Origin of the sequence: Rhodopseudomonas faecalis (assembly GCF_003217325.1) — a bacterium.
GTDB lineage: Bacteria > Pseudomonadota > Alphaproteobacteria > Rhizobiales > Xanthobacteraceae > Rhodopseudomonas > Rhodopseudomonas faecalis.
Genome location: NZ_QJTI01000022.1, coordinates 62,267 through 78,854 on the forward strand (window position 1 = coordinate 62,267; position 16,588 = coordinate 78,854).

Genomic DNA, 16,588 nt, shown 5'->3' on the forward strand with positions numbered 1-16,588 from the left:
CGATAATATTAAAATCCGACAGTTTTAGAGCGGTGCGGCGACCAGCGACCGCGTCTTGGACGCGGCGTCATAGACCTGCACTTGCAGCATGCGATAGCGGTTCTTCAGTGCGACCGCGGCCTGCTCGGCTGCCTCAATGGTCGTGTGATGCGATTTGAAATGACCATCGACGATCAGCGAGTAGCCTTCCGTCGGCGCCTCGATGGCACTCTTTGGCTTTCTCATTGGGACTCCGTTCGGTCGTGCGAATCGGTCGCTCGACCTTGCTCCGTGTAACATCGATCTTGCAGAAAATGCAGATATGATCTGTCCGTTCCGCGGCCCGCCGGTCGAACTTCGTGCTTACATTCTGTTTTATAAAGATCGCCGATTGCGCGCCTGTCGGCTATTTTGACTCAAGGATTGTTAACCATGATTGAACGGATCATCCGGGCGGCGACCCGTAAGAAAAACAAGCAGGTCACGCCGCAACAACAAAGTACGCCAGGAGCAACACCCGCGCCGAAACCGGCCGGCTGGGAAGATGAACTGTACGGCGCCGGCGATATCTGCTCGCCTGAACCGGACCGCGACGACGAACAGCGCGGGCTGTAACCCTTGCGCTGCTAGCGGACGTCGCGCTCGATGGTGCGCAGCGCGTCCGTATCGAGCAAATGCTCGCCCCATCCTTTTGCCGCCAGCGTTTCTGCCAGCCTCGGCTGCGTCAACAGCAATAGCGCCGTCGCCGTCAGCGGCACCGCGCTCAGCCAATCATGGCGTACCGGCGTCAGTTCTTCGACGCTGCCGTGATAACGCCCGCCTGCGGTCAGCAGCGACCGCATTTCGCGCAGCAGCGCCCGCCGCGAGCCTTCGCGCTGCGCCGCACCGAGCAGCACCTGCATCGCAAGATGGCTGCGCACGCCCTCGCGCCCCGGCGCAAGCGGTACGGACGCCTCGCCGAGCGACACTTGCAGCAACGCGCCGAGCAGATCGCAGCCGGCGAGCGCCGCGCTCATCGGCTCGACCAGCCGCGGATTGCAGTCGATGTAGAGCGCGGTCTCATTGTGCCACAGATAATCCAGCGACATCGCGCCGTGCCACCCAAGATGCCGGCCGAGCCGCGCAAGATCGGTGCGCACCAGGTCGCGCCGCACGCTCTGCTTGAGCGCCGGACCGCCGCCAGCGCCCTCGATCAGCCGCTGATAGCCATGCAGCGCCAGCAGCTCGCCGTCGCGGAACACCGCCTGAGCGTGTTCGACCGGCGCATCGACCCATTGCTGCAACAGGATCTGACCATCGCCAAGATTGAGTTGATCAAGCTCGGCGAACGCCGCCGCGCGTTGGTCGGCATTGCGCACCAGCCAGACGCCGCGGCTGGCGGTGCCGATCGCGGCCTTGATCACCAGTGGCGCCTCGCCCACGGCATGAGTGCGCGCCGCGGCCAGTGAATCGACAATGGTGGTCACCGGCTGCGGCAGGCCGAGTTCACTCAGAACCGCGCTAAACGTCGCTTTGTCGAGCGCGGTGCGATAGCTGGCAAAGCTCGGCAGCGCCAAGGCGGTGTGCTGGCGCAGGCGATGCTGCACCTTGGCAAACAGCAGGCCCTGCTCATGAATCGGCAGCAGCACGTCGAACGGACGCCGCGCCAACAGCTCCTCGACAAAGCTGAGATAGCCGAGCGGGTCGGAGCGCAGCCCCGGACAGCGGTGAAAGGCGCGCACAAAGCGCGACATCCGGCCAAAACAGCGCGGCGACGGATCGCAAATCTCGACATGATGGCCGGCGAGCCCAAGCAGCGTGATCGTCTCGCGCGCCGAGGTGCTGCCGCCTTCGGACAGCAGCACGCGCAGCGGCTTGGTCGGGCGCGAGGCAGAGGCCATTCGCCGCCGTAGCGCGAAACCGGCCCGCAGTTCAAGCGTACACAGTACCGGGCAGCACGCGCCTGGCAGCGCTTGAGTCGCGGACCTTGCGGCCCAATATGACAAGAACCCGCCGCCTAGCGACAAGCGAGGACGTAGAATGATCGAGCGCGAGCACGGCCGCGATGCACGGTAGCCACGCCAGCCTCAGGCAGATGCTGCGCATCCGCGCCCTCACCAAATCGTACCGTTCGGGACCGGACCGCATCAAAGTGCTGCGCGGCATCGATCTGGGGGTCGGCGCGGGCGAGAGCGTGGCGCTGACCGGCGAATCCGGCAGCGGCAAGAGCACCTTGCTGCATCTGATCGCCGGGCTCGACCAGCCCGACAGTGGCGAGGTGCGGTTCGGCGACACCGTGATTTCGAGCCTGCCCGATGCCGGCCGCGCCGCGTTTCGCCGCGACCGCCTCGGCCTGGTGTTCCAGCAATTCAATCTGATCCCGAGCCTGACGGTCGCCGACAATCTCGCGTTCCAGGCCAAGCTCGCCGGCCGCCATGACCCGGACTGGCTGCGCGAATTGACCGAGCGGCTCGGCCTTGCCGCCCTGACCCGGCGCTATCCCGAACAATTGTCCGGCGGCCAGCAGCAGCGCGTCGCGATCGGCCGGGCGCTGGCGCCTAAGCCCTTGCTGCTGCTCGCCGACGAGCCGACCGGCAATCTCGATGAAGCGACCGCCGACGAGGTGATGCGGCTGGTGCGCGATCTGGTGACGCGCAGCGGCTGCAGTTTTCTGATGGTGACCCACAGCGAACGGCTGGCGGCGCTGCTGGATCGCCAGGTGCATCTGCGCGCGGGGTTGATCGCGTGAGGCGCGCGCTGTGGATGCTGCGGGTGCTGCTCAGCCATTGGCAGCGCCATCCCTTGCAACTGGCAACGCTGCTGATCGGCCTGATCGCCGCCACCGCGCTGTGGAGCGGCGTGCAGGCGCTCAATCAGCAGGCCCGCACCAGTTATGACCGTGCCGCCGCTGCGCTTGGCGGCAGCCGCACCGCGATGCTGGAAAGCCGCAGCGGCGACAGTTTTGCGCAAAGCCTGTTTGTCGAGCTGCGCCGCGCCGGCTGGCCGGTGTCGCCGCTGCTGGAAGGCCGCGTGCAGGTCGGCGGCCGCACGCTGCGGCTGCTCGGCATCGAGCCGCTGTCGATGCCGATCGAGGCCGGCACCGCGCCCGGCATCACCGGCGGCGAACTCCAAAACTTCCTGACGCCGCCCGGCCAGGCGCTGCTGGCGCCGGAGACGCTCAAGGAGCTGAAAGCCAGTGCCGGCGCGGTGCTGACCACCGATGCCGGGCTGGCGCTACCGCCGCTGACGCCGCAGCCCGAGCTGGTGCCGGGCGTGCTGGTGGTCGATATCGGCATTGCGCAGCATCTGCTGAACAAGCCCGATCAGCTATCGAAACTGCTGATCGGCTCAGCCGATCACGGCCCGCGCGCCGAGCTGCGCAGCGTGGTCGGCGATCAGCTGCGTTATGTCGCCGCCGATGATGCCACCGATCTCGAGCGGCTGACCGACAGTTTCCATCTCAACCTCACCGCGTTCGGGCTGCTGTCGTTCCTGGTCGGCTTATTCATCGTCAATTCGGCGATTGGGCTCGCCTTCGAGCAGCGCCGTCCGATGCTGCGCACGCTGCGCGCCTGCGGCGCTTCGGCGGCCGAACTCAATGCCGTGCTGATCACTGAACTATTGCTGCTGTCATTGCTCGGCGGCCTGATCGGCCTGATCGGTGGTTACTGCATCGCGGCGGCGCTGCTGCCCGATGTCGCCGCGACGCTGCGCGGGCTCTATGGCGCGCAGTTGCCCGGCCAATTGTCGCTGCGGCCAAGCTGGTGGTTTGCTGGGCTGGCGATCAGCGTGATCGGCGCGCTCACCGCCTCGACCGCCAGCCTGCTGAAGGCGAGCCGCCTGCCGGTGCTGACCGCCGCACAGCCGCGCGCCTGGCAGGATACCCAGCAGCGCTGGCTGCTGCTGCAAGGCGGCGCCGCCTTGGCATTGGCGCTGGTCGGCGCCCTGCTGGTGTGGCTCGGCGATTCGCTCACCACCGGCTTTGCGGTGCTGGCGACCATTCTGCTCGGCGCCGCGCTCGGGCTGCCCGCGGTGCTCGGCGTGCTGCTGCGCCTTGGCGAACGGCTCACCAGCAGGCCGGTCGCCACCTGGTTCTGGGCCGATAGCCGGCTGCAACTATCCGGCCTGTCACTGGCCTTGATGGCGCTGCTGCTGGCGCTCGGCGTCAATGTCGGCGTTGGCACCATGGTGCAAAGTTTCTCGCGCACCTTCAATGTCTGGCTGGATGGCAGGCTCGCCGCCGAGGTCTATGTCAGCGCCGCTGATGAAGCGCAGGCCGCCGAAATCAAGGCGCTGCTACGCGATCGGCCGCAGGTGCAAGCGGTGCTGCCCGGCGTGCGTGCCGAGGTGAAGCTGGAGGGCTGGCCGACCGATCTGCTCGGCTTTGCCGATCACGCCACCTACCGGGACAACTGGCCGCTGCTGCAAGCAACCACCAACAGCTGGGACCGGCTGGCGGCCGGCGACGGCGTGATGGTCAGCGAGCAACTCGCCCGCCGCATGAAACTGAAACTCGGCGACCGGCTGCAGGTGCCCACCCCGACCGGGACTTGGCCGCTCGACATCGTGGCAATCTATGCTGACTACGGCAATCCGCGCGGCCAGCTCGGTGTTGGCATCGACGCGCTGGTCGCGCATTTCCCCGGCATCGCCCAGACCCGGTTCGGGCTGCGCGTCACGCCGGAGGCGGTGCCGGCGCTGGTCAGCGAACTGCGCGATCGCTTTCATCTCGACAATCGCAGCCTTGCCGATCAGAGCTTGGTGAAAACGGAATCAAAGCGGATCTTTAACCGCACCTTCGCAGTCACCAATGCGCTGAACGCGTTCACGCTCGGCATCGCTGGCGTTGCGCTGTTCACCAGCCTGCTGACGCTCAGTCAGTCGCGGCTGCCGCAGCTCGCGCCGCTCTGGGCGCTCGGGCTGACACGGCGGAAGCTGGCGCTGCTGGAACTCGGCAAGACCATGGCGATGGCGCTGATCACCGCGCTGCTGGCATTGCCGCTCGGGCTCTTGGTGGCGTGGTGTCTGATCGCGGTGGTGAACGTCAAAGCGTTTGGCTGGCGCCTGCCGTTTGCGGTGTTCCCCACTGAGCTGGCGCAACTCTTGGCGGTGGCGCTGCTCGCCGCGCTGCTGGCGGCGCTGCTGCCGATCATCAAGCTGCTGCGCACCCAGCCGGCGCAATTGGTGAAGGTGTTTGCTGATGAGCGCTAATTGGCTGCTGTCGCGTCGTGCCTTTGCGGGCGGGCTGGCCACGCTGTTGCTGGCGCGTGCCGCGCGCGCACAAGGCTTTGCCGGGCTCGGCAGCGAGGCGAGCGGTTTTACCGAGGTGCTGCCCGGCAAAACCCTCAGCTTCCCTGCCGATCACGGCGCCCATCCCGATTTCCGGATCGAATGGTGGTACCTGACCGCCAATCTCACCGATGAGCGCGGAGAGCCGCTCGGCCTGCAATGGACGCTGTTCCGCCAAGCAATGGCGCCGGGCGGCGAGGGCAGCGGCTGGGGCAGCCGGCAGATGTGGATGGCGCATGCCGCGGTGACGCGCGCTACCAGTCATCACAGCGCCGAACGCTTTGCACGCGGCGGCATCGGCCAGGCCACGGTGACCGCGACGCCGTTCAGCGCGCATCTCGACAATTGGCAGCTGCGCGGCAACGAGGCGACCAGCGCCGCATCGCTGGCGCCGCTCGAAGTCAGCGCCGCCGGCGCCGATTTCAGCTACGCGCTCAAACTGCGAACCGAACGGCCAGTGGTGCTGCAAGGCGACCGCGGCTACAGCAAGAAATCCGAACGCGGCCAGGCGTCCTATTACTACAGCCAGCCCTATTTCGAGGCCGAGGGCAGCGTCACGCTCGGCGGGCGCGTGAGCGCGGTGCGCGGCCATGCCTGGATGGACCGCGAATGGAGCAGCCAGCCGCTCGCCTCCGACCAGACCGGCTGGGACTGGTTTTCGCTGCATCTGAGCAGCGGCGACAAGCTGATGCTGTTCCGGCTGCGGCACAGCGACGGCCGTCATTACTTCGCCGGCAATTGGATCGGCATTGATGGTCACTCAACGGCGCTGCCCACGGACGGCATCGAGCTGACGCCGACCGCCGAAACCATGATCGGCGAACGGCGCGTGCCGACCTCCTGGCGCATCGCAATCCCAGGGCGCGGGGTGGCGCTGACCAGCACGCCGCTCAATGCCAATAGCTGGATGACGACGCGCTTTCCTTATTGGGAGGGACCGATCACAGTGTCCGGCAGCCACGCCGGCAACGGCTATCTGGAGATGACAGGATATAATGCCAACGGCGGTTGAGTAACTATCCGCACGTCGTGGCCGGGCGCGTCCCGGCCATCGACGTCTTCACTGTTGCACGAGCTTCAAGACGTGGATACCCGCGACAAGCGCGGCCATGACGGTCATGATTGAGACGTGATGATATTAGCCGCGGCAGGCGACTGTTCGTTTGCACGACGTTCGATTTGCGCTTGAAAGAAAATAATCAGGGAGGACCGTCATGTATCATTTCACCGCGATTGCGACCCTGCTCGCCGTGATGTTCTATTTTTACACGTCGGTGCAGGTGGCGCGTGCCCGCGTCACCTATGGCATCAAGCCACCCGCGATCAGCGGCAACCCGGATTTCGAGCGCGTTTTCCGCGTGCAGATGAACACGCTGGAATGGCTGCCGTTCTTCCTGCCTTCGCTGTGGCTGTTCGCGATCTATCTCAGCGACGCCATTGCCGCCGCGCTTGGCGCGGTGTGGATCATTGGCCGCATCATCTATCTCGTTGGCTACACCGCCGCCGCCAGCAAGCGCGGCGCCGGCTTCGCCGTGCAGAGCGTGGCGGGGCTGCTGCTGTGGGCCGGCGCGTTCTATGGCGTGGTTTCGTCGATGCTGTAATCCATCGAGCTAACCCGAGCCTCGTCCTACCCGCGCTGTGTCGCGGGCATCCACGTCTGAATGCGGCACCGACACATGAGCCCGGCCATGACGCATCATGACATGATCATCACCAGCTAAACATCGCGCACCAAAGAGAAAAGCCGCGCTGATGCGCGGCTTTCCAATGTTGTGATGCGATGCGGCCGTTAGCGCGGCCGGGCACCGGGAGGCGGCGGCGGCAGCGACGCGCTGCCACCATTGAGCAGCGGCGTGATGCGGCGGACGGTGACGCGGCGGTTCTGCCGCTCGGCGCCATCGGTCTGGATCTTCAGATACTGCTCGCCATAGCCCTGCGAGGTCAGGTTTTCCGCCGGCACGCCGAACTGCTGGGTGAGCAGCGTCGCGGCCGCTTCGGCGCGCCGATCGGACAGCGACAGATTGTCGACGTCCGAGCCGACCGCATCGGTGTGACCTTCGATCAAGAACACCTCGCGCGGATTGCGTTCGATGGCGCGGTTCAGACCATCGGCGATCACTTGCAGCTTCGAAGCCTGATCCGGGGTGATTTCCCAGGAGCCGGTATCGAAGTTGATGGTGTCGAGATCGATCGACGGCATGCGCTGGCGCACCGCCGGGCTATAGCGGATTTCGTCCAGCGAGTAGCGCCGTTCGATGCGATCGACCGGCGGCGCCATCAGCGTGTCGTAGATCAGCTCGGGCGGCGCGCCTTCAGCATCGACGATGTAACGATCGCGCGGAATGCGCAGCACCGGCGGCGGCAGGTCGACATAGAAGCCGGCCGGACCACGCGGCCCGCGATACGAGTTGTCGATGATGACGATCTCGCGGCCGCGGTCGTCACGCCGGATCCGGCGCAGCAACTGACCGTCGCGATCGGTGATCGTGATGATCTGTGTGCCGTCCGGACGCACCACGATGGTGCGGCTCTCGCCGCCGCGGGCACGTTCGGTGCGGACGTCGCGGGCGCCGTAGCGGAAGCGATCGACCTCGTTGTGCCGGATGAACGACTGACCGCTCGGATCGCGCACGATCACGCGGCCGGGCTCGGTGATCACCGTGCGGCCGCCCTGCTGCACTTCGCGGCGTTCGCTGCGGAAGTCCTGCATATTGCGGCCTTCGCCGGGCCGTACGGTCGGCGCGATCGGCGCCACCGCCTGCGGCGAGGTCGGCACCGGCGGCAGCGGCGCGGTCACGGTCGGCGGCGGGGTGCGGGCGATCGGCGTGCCGGGCGGCAGGGTCGCGCGCGGGTCGGTGGCGCCAGGCACGGTCGGACGGGTCTCCGGGGTGGCGGGACGCATGGCGTCGCCCGGCACCGCGGGACGGCTGCTGTCGCTCGGGGATACCGAGGGCGGCGTCGCCGGCTGGGTCGCGGGCGCGGTGGCGGGCACCGACGGCCTGGTGGTCGGCTCGCTGGCCGACGGCGCCGGAGTCGACGGCGTTGAGGTCGAAGGCGTCGTGGTCGAAGGCGCAGGGGTCGCCGGCGCTGACGAGGAAGGCGCGGGCGACGGCGACGTCGGGCTGGTGGCAGCCGGAGCCGGCGGACGGCCAGCCGGCGGACCAGACTTGGTGGCCGGCGCGTCCACCGACGGCGTGCCCGGCGCTGATGGCGCGGTCATGCCCGGTCGGGCCGGCGGGGTCGGACGGCTCGGTGCTTCGGCGTCCGACGGCTGCGCCGGACGGCGCGGCGTGGACGGCGTATCGGCCTTGGGCGTCGCGGGCGTGTCCGCCTTGGGCGCGGCCGGCGCATCAGCCTTCGGCGCGGCCGGACGCTCCGGAGCCGGGCTCGCGGGCGGCGTCACCTGACGCGGCGCCACTGATGGCTGCTGCTGCGCCGGCGGAGCCGGGCGAGTTGCGGGCGGCTCAGCAGCGCGCGGTGCAACGGAAGGCGCGGGCGGCGGCGGCGCAGGACGGGTCGCGGCGGGCGGCGGCGGTTCACGACGCGGGGCAGGCGGCGGTTCGGCCGCGCGCGGCGGAGGCGGCGGCGCGGGCCGGACGGCCGGAGGCTCGGCACGCGGCGCGGGTGGGGGAGCGGCTTGCGGCGGCGCGGCGGGTTTTGGGGCGGCCGCGGGCGGCTGAGCGGGACGCTGCGGCGCGGCACCGGGCGGGCGCTTCTGCTCGGGCTCGGCGGGAGCAGCCGCTTGCGCCACGACGGTCGGCGCGCTTTGCGCCGTCGCCGGACCGACGGCCAGATGAGCGATCGTCAAGGCTGAGGTAGCGAGCAAAGCGAGGCGTAGAGTTGTCATATGACGAATTCCTCAGGGAAGGTGCTTCCAAATAGCTCGAAACGAATAGTTCGAATCTCTCGAATCAATTCCGCCAGATTAGCGGTGCGATCCGCGTATCAGCAATTGCCAGCGGTTGGGCCGGATTGTGGCGCAGGAACTACGAATGGCACTTTATATTTCGCGCGCCGCTCTGATTATGACTGACATCATTCATCGCGGGTTCAGATCAATTTTAGCAGCCGCGCTGGGCGATCCGGGCTGGGGTGGTTGTGGGCCACGGATCGGCAACTCATCGGGCGTGTGGCCCGGCAATTCATCGGGCGGCGGCGGCGCGCCCGGATCGCGGATTGGCGCAGGCACATCGGGCTGCTGCGGCTCACCGGGCGGCTGTTCGATCGGCGGTTCGGTCGGCGTCCCCGGAGTCGGCGGCGGGATTTCCGGTGGCTCGGTGACGGGCTCTACAGGCTGATTGGGCATCAGATCGAGACCTTGCGGTGATCGCCAAGGTCGGGGCGGCCGCCGCCGAGCACGGCCAACGCCATCTTCACCGAGCTGATCAGCGAGCCTGGCGAATCCCAATATTCGGCTTCCTCTGGCACCACGGTGAGCAGCCGAATGTTGGGATCATCAGCGCTGTCCCACCACGCTTTCGCGGCGGCCGTGAACAGCTCCTTGATCTTGGCACGGTCATCGCTGACGCTCGCGCGGCCGCTGACCGAGACGTAGTTGTGTTTCGAACTATCAGCGAAGGCAAGATTGACGCGGTGATCACGCGCGATCTCATCGTCCTTATGACGACGTACGTCGGTCAGAAAATAGATCGTGCCGTGCGCGGGATCGCAGTACGCCGCCATCGGCCGCGAACGCAATTGATCGCCATCGCGCGTCACCAGCATCGCGAAGGTGATACGCTTCATCAGGTCCCAGACCTGCTGCGCATCTGCGCTCTGCGACCTCGTTGCCGACGTTGTTGCCATTGGCACGCTCTCCTGCTGGCACCGGCCATCCATGTGGGACCGATAACGGAGAGGCGCAGGCAAGGTTCCGCAGCGCCAAAGCCGGCAGAAACTGCACTCATACGATCGGGTCGTACCAAGGACCGTCATACCCGCGCTTGTCGCGGGTATCCACGTCTTAAAATCGCCGCAAGATCAAAGACGTGGATGGCCGGGACGAGCCCGGCCATGACGTGCGGAGTGGTTGGTATCAATCGCCATTGGTATCAAAAACGATCAAGAACTCAGAGAGACTCGGGACACAGAAACGACAATGGCCGGAACGGGTCCGGCCATTGCGTAACATGAGATGACGTCTGCGGCTCAGATCTGCCGTTCGACCAGCTTCAGCTTCAGATGGGCGATCGCTTCCGACGGGTTCAGACCCTTCGGGCAAGCCTTGGCGCAGTTCATGATGGTGTGGCAGCGATAGATCCGGAACGGATCTTCGATGTTGTCGAGCCGCTCGCCGGTGGCCTCGTCGCGGCTGTCTTCGACCCAGCGAGTCGCCTGCAGCAGCGCGGCCGGACCGAGGAAGCGATCCGAGTTCCACCAATAGCTCGGGCACGAGGTCGAGCAGCAGGCGCACAGAATGCACTCATACAGCCCGTCGAGCTTTTCACGGTCTTCGCGGCTCTGGCGCCATTCCTTCTGCGGCGTCGGCGTGATGGTCTGCAGCCAGGGCTGCACCGAGGCATGCTGCGCGTAGAAATTGGTGAGATCGGGCACCAGGTCTTTCACCACCGACTGATGCGGCAGCGGCGTGATCTTCACCGCGTTGCTGCGGGTGTCGTCCATCGCCTTGGTGCAGGCCAGCGTGTTCTCGCCATCGATATTCATCGCGCACGAACCGCACACGCCTTCACGGCACGAGCGGCGGAAGGTCAGCGTCGGATCAATGTTGTTCTTGATCCAGATCAGGCCGTCCAAGACCATCGGGCCGCAGTCGCCGGTGTCGACATAATAGGTGTCGATGCTCGGGTTCTTGGTGTCGTCCGGATTCCAGCGATAGACCTTGAACTCGCGGAGCGAAGTCGCGCCTTCCGGCTTCGGCCAAGTCTTGCCTTCCTGGATCTTGGAGTTCTTCGGGAGAGCGAATTCGACCATCGTGCTAGCCTTCTCTCACGCTTAGTACACCCGCGCCTTCGGCGGGATGTACTGAACGTCGTTGGTCATCGTGTAATCGTGCACCGGGCGGTAATCGATCGTGGTGGAGCCGTCGTGGTCGATCCACGCCAGCGTGTGCTTCATCCAGTTCTTGTCGTCGCGATCCGGGAAATCTTCGCGGGCATGCGCGCCACGGCTTTCGGTGCGGTTGGCGGCCGATTCCATGGTCACCACCGCCTGCGCGATCAGATTGTCGAACTCGAGCGTTTCGATCAGGTCCGAGTTCCAGATCAGCGAGCGATCGCTGACGCCGAGGTCGCTGATGCCTTGATAGACCTTGTGGATCAGCTCCTTGCCTTCCTGCAGCACTTCGCCGGTGCGGAACACCGCGCAATTGTTCTGCATGACGTGCTGCATCTGCTCGCGCAGCCGCGCGGTCGAGGTGCCGCCCGAGGCGTAACGGAAGCGATCGAGCCGGGCGAGCGCCTTGTCGGCGGAATCGGCCGGCAGTTCCGGCTGCTTGCCATGCGGGGTCAGCTTCTCGGCGCAGCGCAGCGCCGCGGCACGGCCGAACACCACGAGGTCGATCAGCGAGTTGGAGCCGAGCCGGTTGGCGCCGTGCACCGAGACGCAGGCCGCTTCGCCGAGCGCCATCAGGCCGTGCACCACCGCGTTGTCGTCGCCTTCGCGCTTGATGACCACTTCGCCATGATAATTGGTCGGGATGCCGCCCATGTTGTAGTGCACGGTCGGCAGGATCGGGATCGGCTCGCGGGTGACATCGACGCCGGCGAAGATCCGCGCCGATTCCGAAATGCCCGGCAGCCGCTCGTGCAGCACCGCGGGGTCGAGATGGTCGAGATGAAGGAAGATGTGATCCTTCTTCTTGCCGACGCCGCGGCCTTCGCGAATTTCGATGGTGATGGCGCGCGACACCACGTCACGCGACGCCAGGTCCCGCGCCGAGGGCGCGTACCGCTCCATGAAGCGCTCGCCCTCGGAATTGGACAGGTAGCCGCCCTCGCCGCGCGCGCCTTCGGTGATCAGACAGCCCGAACCATAGATGCCGGTCGGGTGGAATTGAACGAACTCCATGTCCTGCAGCGCCAGGCCGGCGCGCAGCACCATGGCGCCGCCGTCGCCGGTGCAGGTATGCGCCGAAGTGCAGGAGGCGTAAGCGCGGCCATAGCCGCCGGTGGCCAGGATGGTGGTCTGGGCCTTGAAGCGATGCAGCGAGCCGTCATCGAGCTTGAGCGCGATCACGCCGCGGCACACGCCCTGATCGTCCATGATCAGGTCGATGGCGAAGAACTCGATGTAGAACTCGGCGTTGTGACGCAGCGCCTGGCCATACATGGTGTGCAGCATGGCGTGGCCGGTACGGTCGGCCGCCGCGCAAGTGCGCTGCGCCTGCCCCTTGCCGAACTCCATGGTCATGCCGCCGAACGGACGCTGATAGATCTTGCCGTCTTCGGTGCGCGAGAACGGCACGCCCCAATGTTCGAGCTCGTACACCGCCTGCGGCGCGTTGCGGACCATGTATTCGATCGAGTCCTGGTCGCCGAGCCAGTCCGACCCCTTGACGGTGTCGTACATGTGCCAGCGCCAGTCGTCCTTGTGCATATTGCCGAGCGCGGCGGAAATGCCGCCCTGCGCCGCCACGGTGTGGGAGCGGGTCGGAAACACCTTGCTGATGCAGGCGGTACGCAGCCCGGCTTCACTGCAGCCGACCACGGCGCGCAGGCCGGCGCCGCCGGCTCCAACCACGACGACATCGTAGGTGTGGTCTTCAATGGGATAGGCGCGGCCGTTGATGGCCGGCGCGCCGTTGCCATTTGCGGCCATGCGTTACACTCCGGAGGATAGTTTGATGATGGCGAAGATCGGGGCCAGCGCGACCGCAATCGAGAAGAAATTATTGGCCATGATGGTGACGAGCTTGAGCTTTTCGTTCTGGACGTAGTCCTCGATCACCACCTGCATGCCGATCTTCATGTGAATGGCGCTGGCGATGATGAACAGAATCATGGTCAGCGCGATCAGCGGCGAGCCGAGGATCTGCGCGGCGCCGGCCTGATTACGGCCGAGCAGCATCATGATGATGATGATCGCCGGCAGGATCATCAGCGTCATCGCGACGCCGGAAATACGCTGCTGCCAGAAATCGCTGGTCCCCGAGCGGGCGGGTCCGAGTTTGCGCACCTTGCCGAGCGGCGTGCGCATTGAGGGGACGGGCTTGTTGCCCCCAGCCTGCGGGTTCGAGCTCATCGTCCGCCTCCCAAAGCAAAAGCCGCGACCCACAGCAGCACGGTGAGCACGATGCCGCCGATCAGGGCCGCCCAGCTCAACCATTCGCGGTCGGCGGTGCCGAAGCCGTAGCCGAGGTCCCAGATGAAGTGGCGGATGCCGCTCAGCAGATGGTGCATCAGCGACCAGGTGTAGCCGAACACGATCAGCTTCCCGATCCAGCTGCCGGTGAAGGCCTGCACGGTGGCATACGCCCCCGGGCCGGCACCGACGGCGATCAGCCACCACGCGAGCAGCAGCATTCCGAAATACAGTGCAATGCCGGTGGCACGGTGAACGATCGACAACGTCATCGTCAACGTCCAGCGATAGGCTTGCATATGCGGCGAGAGCGGTCGTTCAATCCTGGCTGGCATCGGCTGCTGTGCTGGTTGGCGGGGCGAGCGGAGGCCCCTGGGTCCGCGAAATCGCGGACTTATTTACGAAGCTGGGCCACTCAGCGCAATGACGAAATCGCTCGATTCGAACGCCGATTCATTGTTTGCGCGAGGTTTTTCGCTTTCGCTGCAGTGCAGTACACGTTCGTCTGGCGAACCGCGGCTCCCGGCACGATGTTCTAGTATTCAAATTCGGTGGTTGGTAATCGCGAATTGGGCACAGGAGCATCGCACTATGGACCATTCGCCGAGCAGCCAGCCGAACCGGCCAACGCCGGCGCATGACCATGATTGTGCAGCGCACCATGGCGATCATCGCCATGACCATAGCGGTCACAGCCATGCCCCGCGCGATTTCGGCACGGCGTTTGCGATCGGCATCGCGCTCAACACCGGCTTTGTGATTACCGAAGCGGTGTTCGGCCTGATCAGCAACTCGATGGCGCTGGTCGCGGATGCCGGCCACAATCTGTCCGACGTGCTCGGGCTGCTGGTGGCCTGGACCGCGGCGACGCTGGCGAAGCGGCAGCCATCACCGCGCTATACTTACGGTTTGCGCGGCTCCTCGATTTTGGCGGCGCTGTTCAACGCGGTGTTCCTGCTGGTCGCGGTCGGCGCGATCGGCTGGGAAGCGTTGATGCGGCTGCGGCAGCCGGAGCCAGTCGCCGAACTGACGGTGATCGTGGTGGCGGCGATCGGCATTGTCATCAACGGCGCCACCGCCTGGCTGTTTGCCGCCGGGCGCAAGGACGATCTCAATATTCGCGGCGCCTATCTGCATATGGCGGCCGATGCCGCAGTCTCGCTCGGCGTGGTGCTGGCCGGCTTGGGCATCATGCTGACCGGCTGGCTGTGGATCGATCCGGTCACCAGCCTGGTGATCGCGGCGGTGATTGTCGCCGGAACCTGGGGCCTGCTGCGCGACAGCGTCGCGATGTCGCTCGGCGCCGTGCCGCGCCAGATCGATCCGGCCGCGGTGCGCACCATGCTGTCAAGCTGCGCCGGAGTGAGCGAAGTGCACGACCTGCACATCTGGCCGATGAGCACCACGGAAATTGCGCTCACCTGCCATCTGGTGATCCCGGGCGGGCATCCCGGCGACGGTTATCTGCATGACATCGCGCACCGGCTGCAGCACGATTTCGGCATCGCCCACAGCACCATCCAGGTCGAGACCGATCCGGCAACGCCGTGCGCGCTGGCGCCCGATCATGTGGTGTAGCGCGCGGCTTTGAGCCGTCTGCTGCCGTGCGAAAAACGCTGGGCAGCCGCCAATTTCTCTCCTAACCTGCCCCAAAATAATGACATTGGGAGGTTGGAATGAAATTCAGTTCATGGTCGATCGCGTTTGCCGCCTGCGCCGCTTTGAGCGCCACGCCTGGCTATGCGCAAGGCGTGAAGATCGGCATCCTGAACGACCAGTCCGGCGTCTATGCCGACTATGGCGGCAAGTGGTCGCTGGAAGCGGCGCGCATGGCCGTCGAGGATTTTGGCGGCGAAGTGCTGGGCCAAAAGATCGAGATCGTCACCGCCGATCACCAGAACAAGCCCGATATCGGCGTCAGCATTGCGCGTAAATGGTACGATGTTGATGGCGTGGACATGATCACCGAGCTGACCACCTCGTCGGTGGCGCTGGCGGTGCAGGAATTGTCGCGCGAGAAGAAGAAGATCGACATCGTAGTCGGCGCGGCGACCTCGCGCATCACCGGCGATGCCTGCCAGCCCTATGGCTTCCACTGGGCGTTCGATACCCACGCTCTGGCGGTCGGCACCGGCGGCGCGCTGGTGAAATCCGGCGGCGATAGCTGGTACTTCATGACCGCTGACTACGCGTTCGGCTACGCGCTGGAGAAAGACACCAGCGAAGTGGTGCAGGCCAATGGCGGCAAGGTGCTGGGCGCGGTGCGGCACCCGCTCAATTCCTCGGACTTCTCGTCATTCCTGCTGCAGGCGCAAAGCTCGAAAGCCAAGGTGGTCGGCCTCGCCAATGCCGGGCTCGACACCACCAATTCGATCAAGCAGGCTGCGGAATTCGGCATCGTCGCCGGCGGCCAAAAGCTCGCCGGGCTGCTGATGACGATCGCCGAGGTGCATGGGCTCGGCCTGCAGGCCGCGCAGGGTCTGGTGCTGACCGAAGCCTATTACTGGGACCGGGACGACAAATCGCGCGCCTTCGCGGAAAAATTCTTCAAGCGCACCGGCCGGATGCCGAACATGATCCATGCCGGCACCTATTCGTCGACGCTGTCTTATCTGAAGGCGGTCAAGGCCGCCGGCACCAAGGACACCGAGGCGGTCGCGGCCAAGATCAAGGAACTGCCGGTCGATGACGCTTTCGCCAGCGGCAAGGTGCTGGCCAATGGCCGGTTCGTGCACGACCTGTATCTGTTCGAGGTCAAGAAGCCTTCGGAATCGAAGAAGCCCTGGGACTACTACAAGCTGCTCGCGACCGTGCCCGGCGACAGCGCGTTCCCGACCGCGGCGGCGAGCGGCTGCCCGCTGACCAAGTAACGGCAGGCGCTCTGATCTTCCGGGATGCCGCGCTCAGCGCGGCGTCCCGGGTTCGGGTCAAGACGCGCGTCAGACCATCGCCCCCGCGATGGCCGTCATGCCCGCGCTTGTTGTTTGGCCCGGGGACATCCCTGACGGGTGTTCAGGGACATAGCGGACACATCACAATGGCTGGAATGGCTCTTTTTGGGGAGGCGTTCCATGCCGTTTCG

17 protein-coding genes are annotated in these 16,588 nt (G+C 65.7%); 8 read left to right on the forward strand and 9 right to left on the reverse strand.

Annotated features, from left to right (window positions below; genetic code table 11):
* Positions 1–24: 24 nt before the first annotated feature.
* On the reverse strand, positions 25–225 hold the full coding sequence (locus BJ122_RS15440; protein WP_027279029.1) for a hypothetical protein: 201 nt from the start codon (positions 223–225) through the stop codon (positions 25–27).
* A 186-nt stretch (positions 226–411) separates the two neighbouring features.
* Between BJ122_RS15440 and BJ122_RS15445 the strand changes: the two genes are divergently transcribed.
* Positions 412–594 (forward strand): hypothetical protein, encoded by a 183-nt coding sequence (locus BJ122_RS15445; protein WP_110782110.1) that lies wholly within the window; start codon positions 412–414, stop codon positions 592–594.
* An 11-nt stretch (positions 595–605) separates the two neighbouring features.
* Here the strand turns inward: BJ122_RS15445 and BJ122_RS15450 are convergent, their stop codons facing one another.
* Positions 606–1,859 (reverse strand): ATP-binding protein, encoded by a 1,254-nt coding sequence (locus BJ122_RS15450; RefSeq protein ID WP_110782111.1) that lies wholly within the window; start codon positions 1,857–1,859, stop codon positions 606–608.
* A 194-nt stretch (positions 1,860–2,053) separates the two neighbouring features.
* Here BJ122_RS15450 and BJ122_RS15455 point away from each other — a divergent pair, with 194 nt between their 5' ends.
* The 4 genes from BJ122_RS15455 to BJ122_RS15470 all read left to right on the forward strand — a co-directional run bounded on the left by BJ122_RS15455 (position 2,054) and on the right by BJ122_RS15470 (position 6,848).
* Entirely contained in the window at positions 2,054–2,707 is a 654-nt protein-coding gene (locus BJ122_RS15455; RefSeq protein WP_110782126.1) for an ABC transporter ATP-binding protein, read from the forward strand.
* Positions 2,704–5,169 (forward strand): FtsX-like permease family protein, encoded by a 2,466-nt coding sequence (locus tag BJ122_RS15460; protein ID WP_110782112.1) that lies wholly within the window; start codon positions 2,704–2,706, stop codon positions 5,167–5,169. The genes BJ122_RS15455 and BJ122_RS15460 overlap by 4 nt, the downstream gene beginning before the upstream one ends.
* Entirely contained in the window at positions 5,159–6,259 is a 1,101-nt protein-coding gene (locus tag BJ122_RS15465) for a lipocalin-like domain-containing protein (RefSeq protein WP_110782113.1), read from the forward strand. The genes BJ122_RS15460 and BJ122_RS15465 overlap by 11 nt, the downstream gene beginning before the upstream one ends.
* A 202-nt stretch (positions 6,260–6,461) precedes the next feature.
* On the forward strand, positions 6,462–6,848 hold the full coding sequence (locus BJ122_RS15470) for an MAPEG family protein (RefSeq protein WP_027279024.1): 387 nt from the start codon (positions 6,462–6,464) through the stop codon (positions 6,846–6,848).
* 188 nt (positions 6,849–7,036) lie between these two features.
* Here the strand turns inward: BJ122_RS15470 and BJ122_RS19830 are convergent, their stop codons facing one another.
* On the reverse strand, positions 7,037–8,149 hold the full coding sequence (locus tag BJ122_RS19830) for an OmpA family protein (RefSeq protein ID WP_347337810.1): 1,113 nt from the start codon (positions 8,147–8,149) through the stop codon (positions 7,037–7,039).
* On the opposite strand from BJ122_RS19830, the gene BJ122_RS19835 reads away from it, so the two are divergent.
* Complete coding sequence (locus tag BJ122_RS19835) at positions 8,148–8,654, forward strand: hypothetical protein (RefSeq protein WP_347337811.1); 507 nt, start codon at positions 8,148–8,150, stop codon at positions 8,652–8,654. The genes BJ122_RS19830 and BJ122_RS19835 overlap by 2 nt on opposite strands.
* Before the next feature lie 632 nt (positions 8,655–9,286).
* Here the strand turns inward: BJ122_RS19835 and BJ122_RS19665 are convergent.
* From BJ122_RS19665 to sdhC, 6 genes are all read right to left on the reverse strand, one after another.
* Complete coding sequence (locus BJ122_RS19665; RefSeq protein WP_110782115.1) at positions 9,287–9,553, reverse strand: hypothetical protein; 267 nt, start codon at positions 9,551–9,553, stop codon at positions 9,287–9,289.
* On the reverse strand, positions 9,553–10,053 hold the full coding sequence (locus tag BJ122_RS15485; protein ID WP_110782116.1) for a pyridoxamine 5'-phosphate oxidase family protein: 501 nt from the start codon (positions 10,051–10,053) through the stop codon (positions 9,553–9,555). Before BJ122_RS15485 ends, BJ122_RS19665 begins: the two co-directional genes overlap by 1 nt.
* Before the next feature lie 342 nt (positions 10,054–10,395).
* Entirely contained in the window at positions 10,396–11,178 is a 783-nt protein-coding gene (locus BJ122_RS15490; protein WP_110782117.1) for a succinate dehydrogenase iron-sulfur subunit, read from the reverse strand.
* A gap of 21 nt (positions 11,179–11,199) precedes the next feature.
* A complete protein-coding gene (gene sdhA, locus BJ122_RS15495) occupies positions 11,200–13,023 on the reverse strand; it encodes a succinate dehydrogenase flavoprotein subunit (protein ID WP_110782118.1) in 1,824 nt (607 codons plus the stop codon).
* Positions 13,024–13,026: 3 nt separating this feature from the next.
* Entirely contained in the window at positions 13,027–13,446 is a 420-nt protein-coding gene (gene sdhD, locus BJ122_RS15500; protein ID WP_110782119.1) for a succinate dehydrogenase, hydrophobic membrane anchor protein, read from the reverse strand.
* Positions 13,443–13,841 carry a succinate dehydrogenase, cytochrome b556 subunit gene (gene sdhC / locus BJ122_RS15505; RefSeq protein WP_027279017.1) on the reverse strand — a complete coding sequence of 133 codons (399 nt, stop codon included), beginning with the start codon at positions 13,839–13,841 and terminating at the stop codon, positions 13,443–13,445. The genes sdhD and sdhC overlap by 4 nt, the downstream gene beginning before the upstream one ends.
* A gap of 256 nt (positions 13,842–14,097) precedes the next feature.
* Here sdhC and BJ122_RS15510 point away from each other — a divergent pair, with 256 nt between their 5' ends.
* Entirely contained in the window at positions 14,098–15,084 is a 987-nt protein-coding gene (locus tag BJ122_RS15510) for a cation diffusion facilitator family transporter (RefSeq protein WP_110782120.1), read from the forward strand.
* A 98-nt stretch (positions 15,085–15,182) separates the two neighbouring features.
* The gene (locus tag BJ122_RS15515; RefSeq protein WP_110782121.1) at positions 15,183–16,376 is read left to right on the forward strand and encodes an ABC transporter substrate-binding protein; all 1,194 of its coding nucleotides are present in this window, start codon (positions 15,183–15,185) and stop codon (positions 16,374–16,376) included.
* Positions 16,377–16,588: the final 212 nt, after the last annotated feature.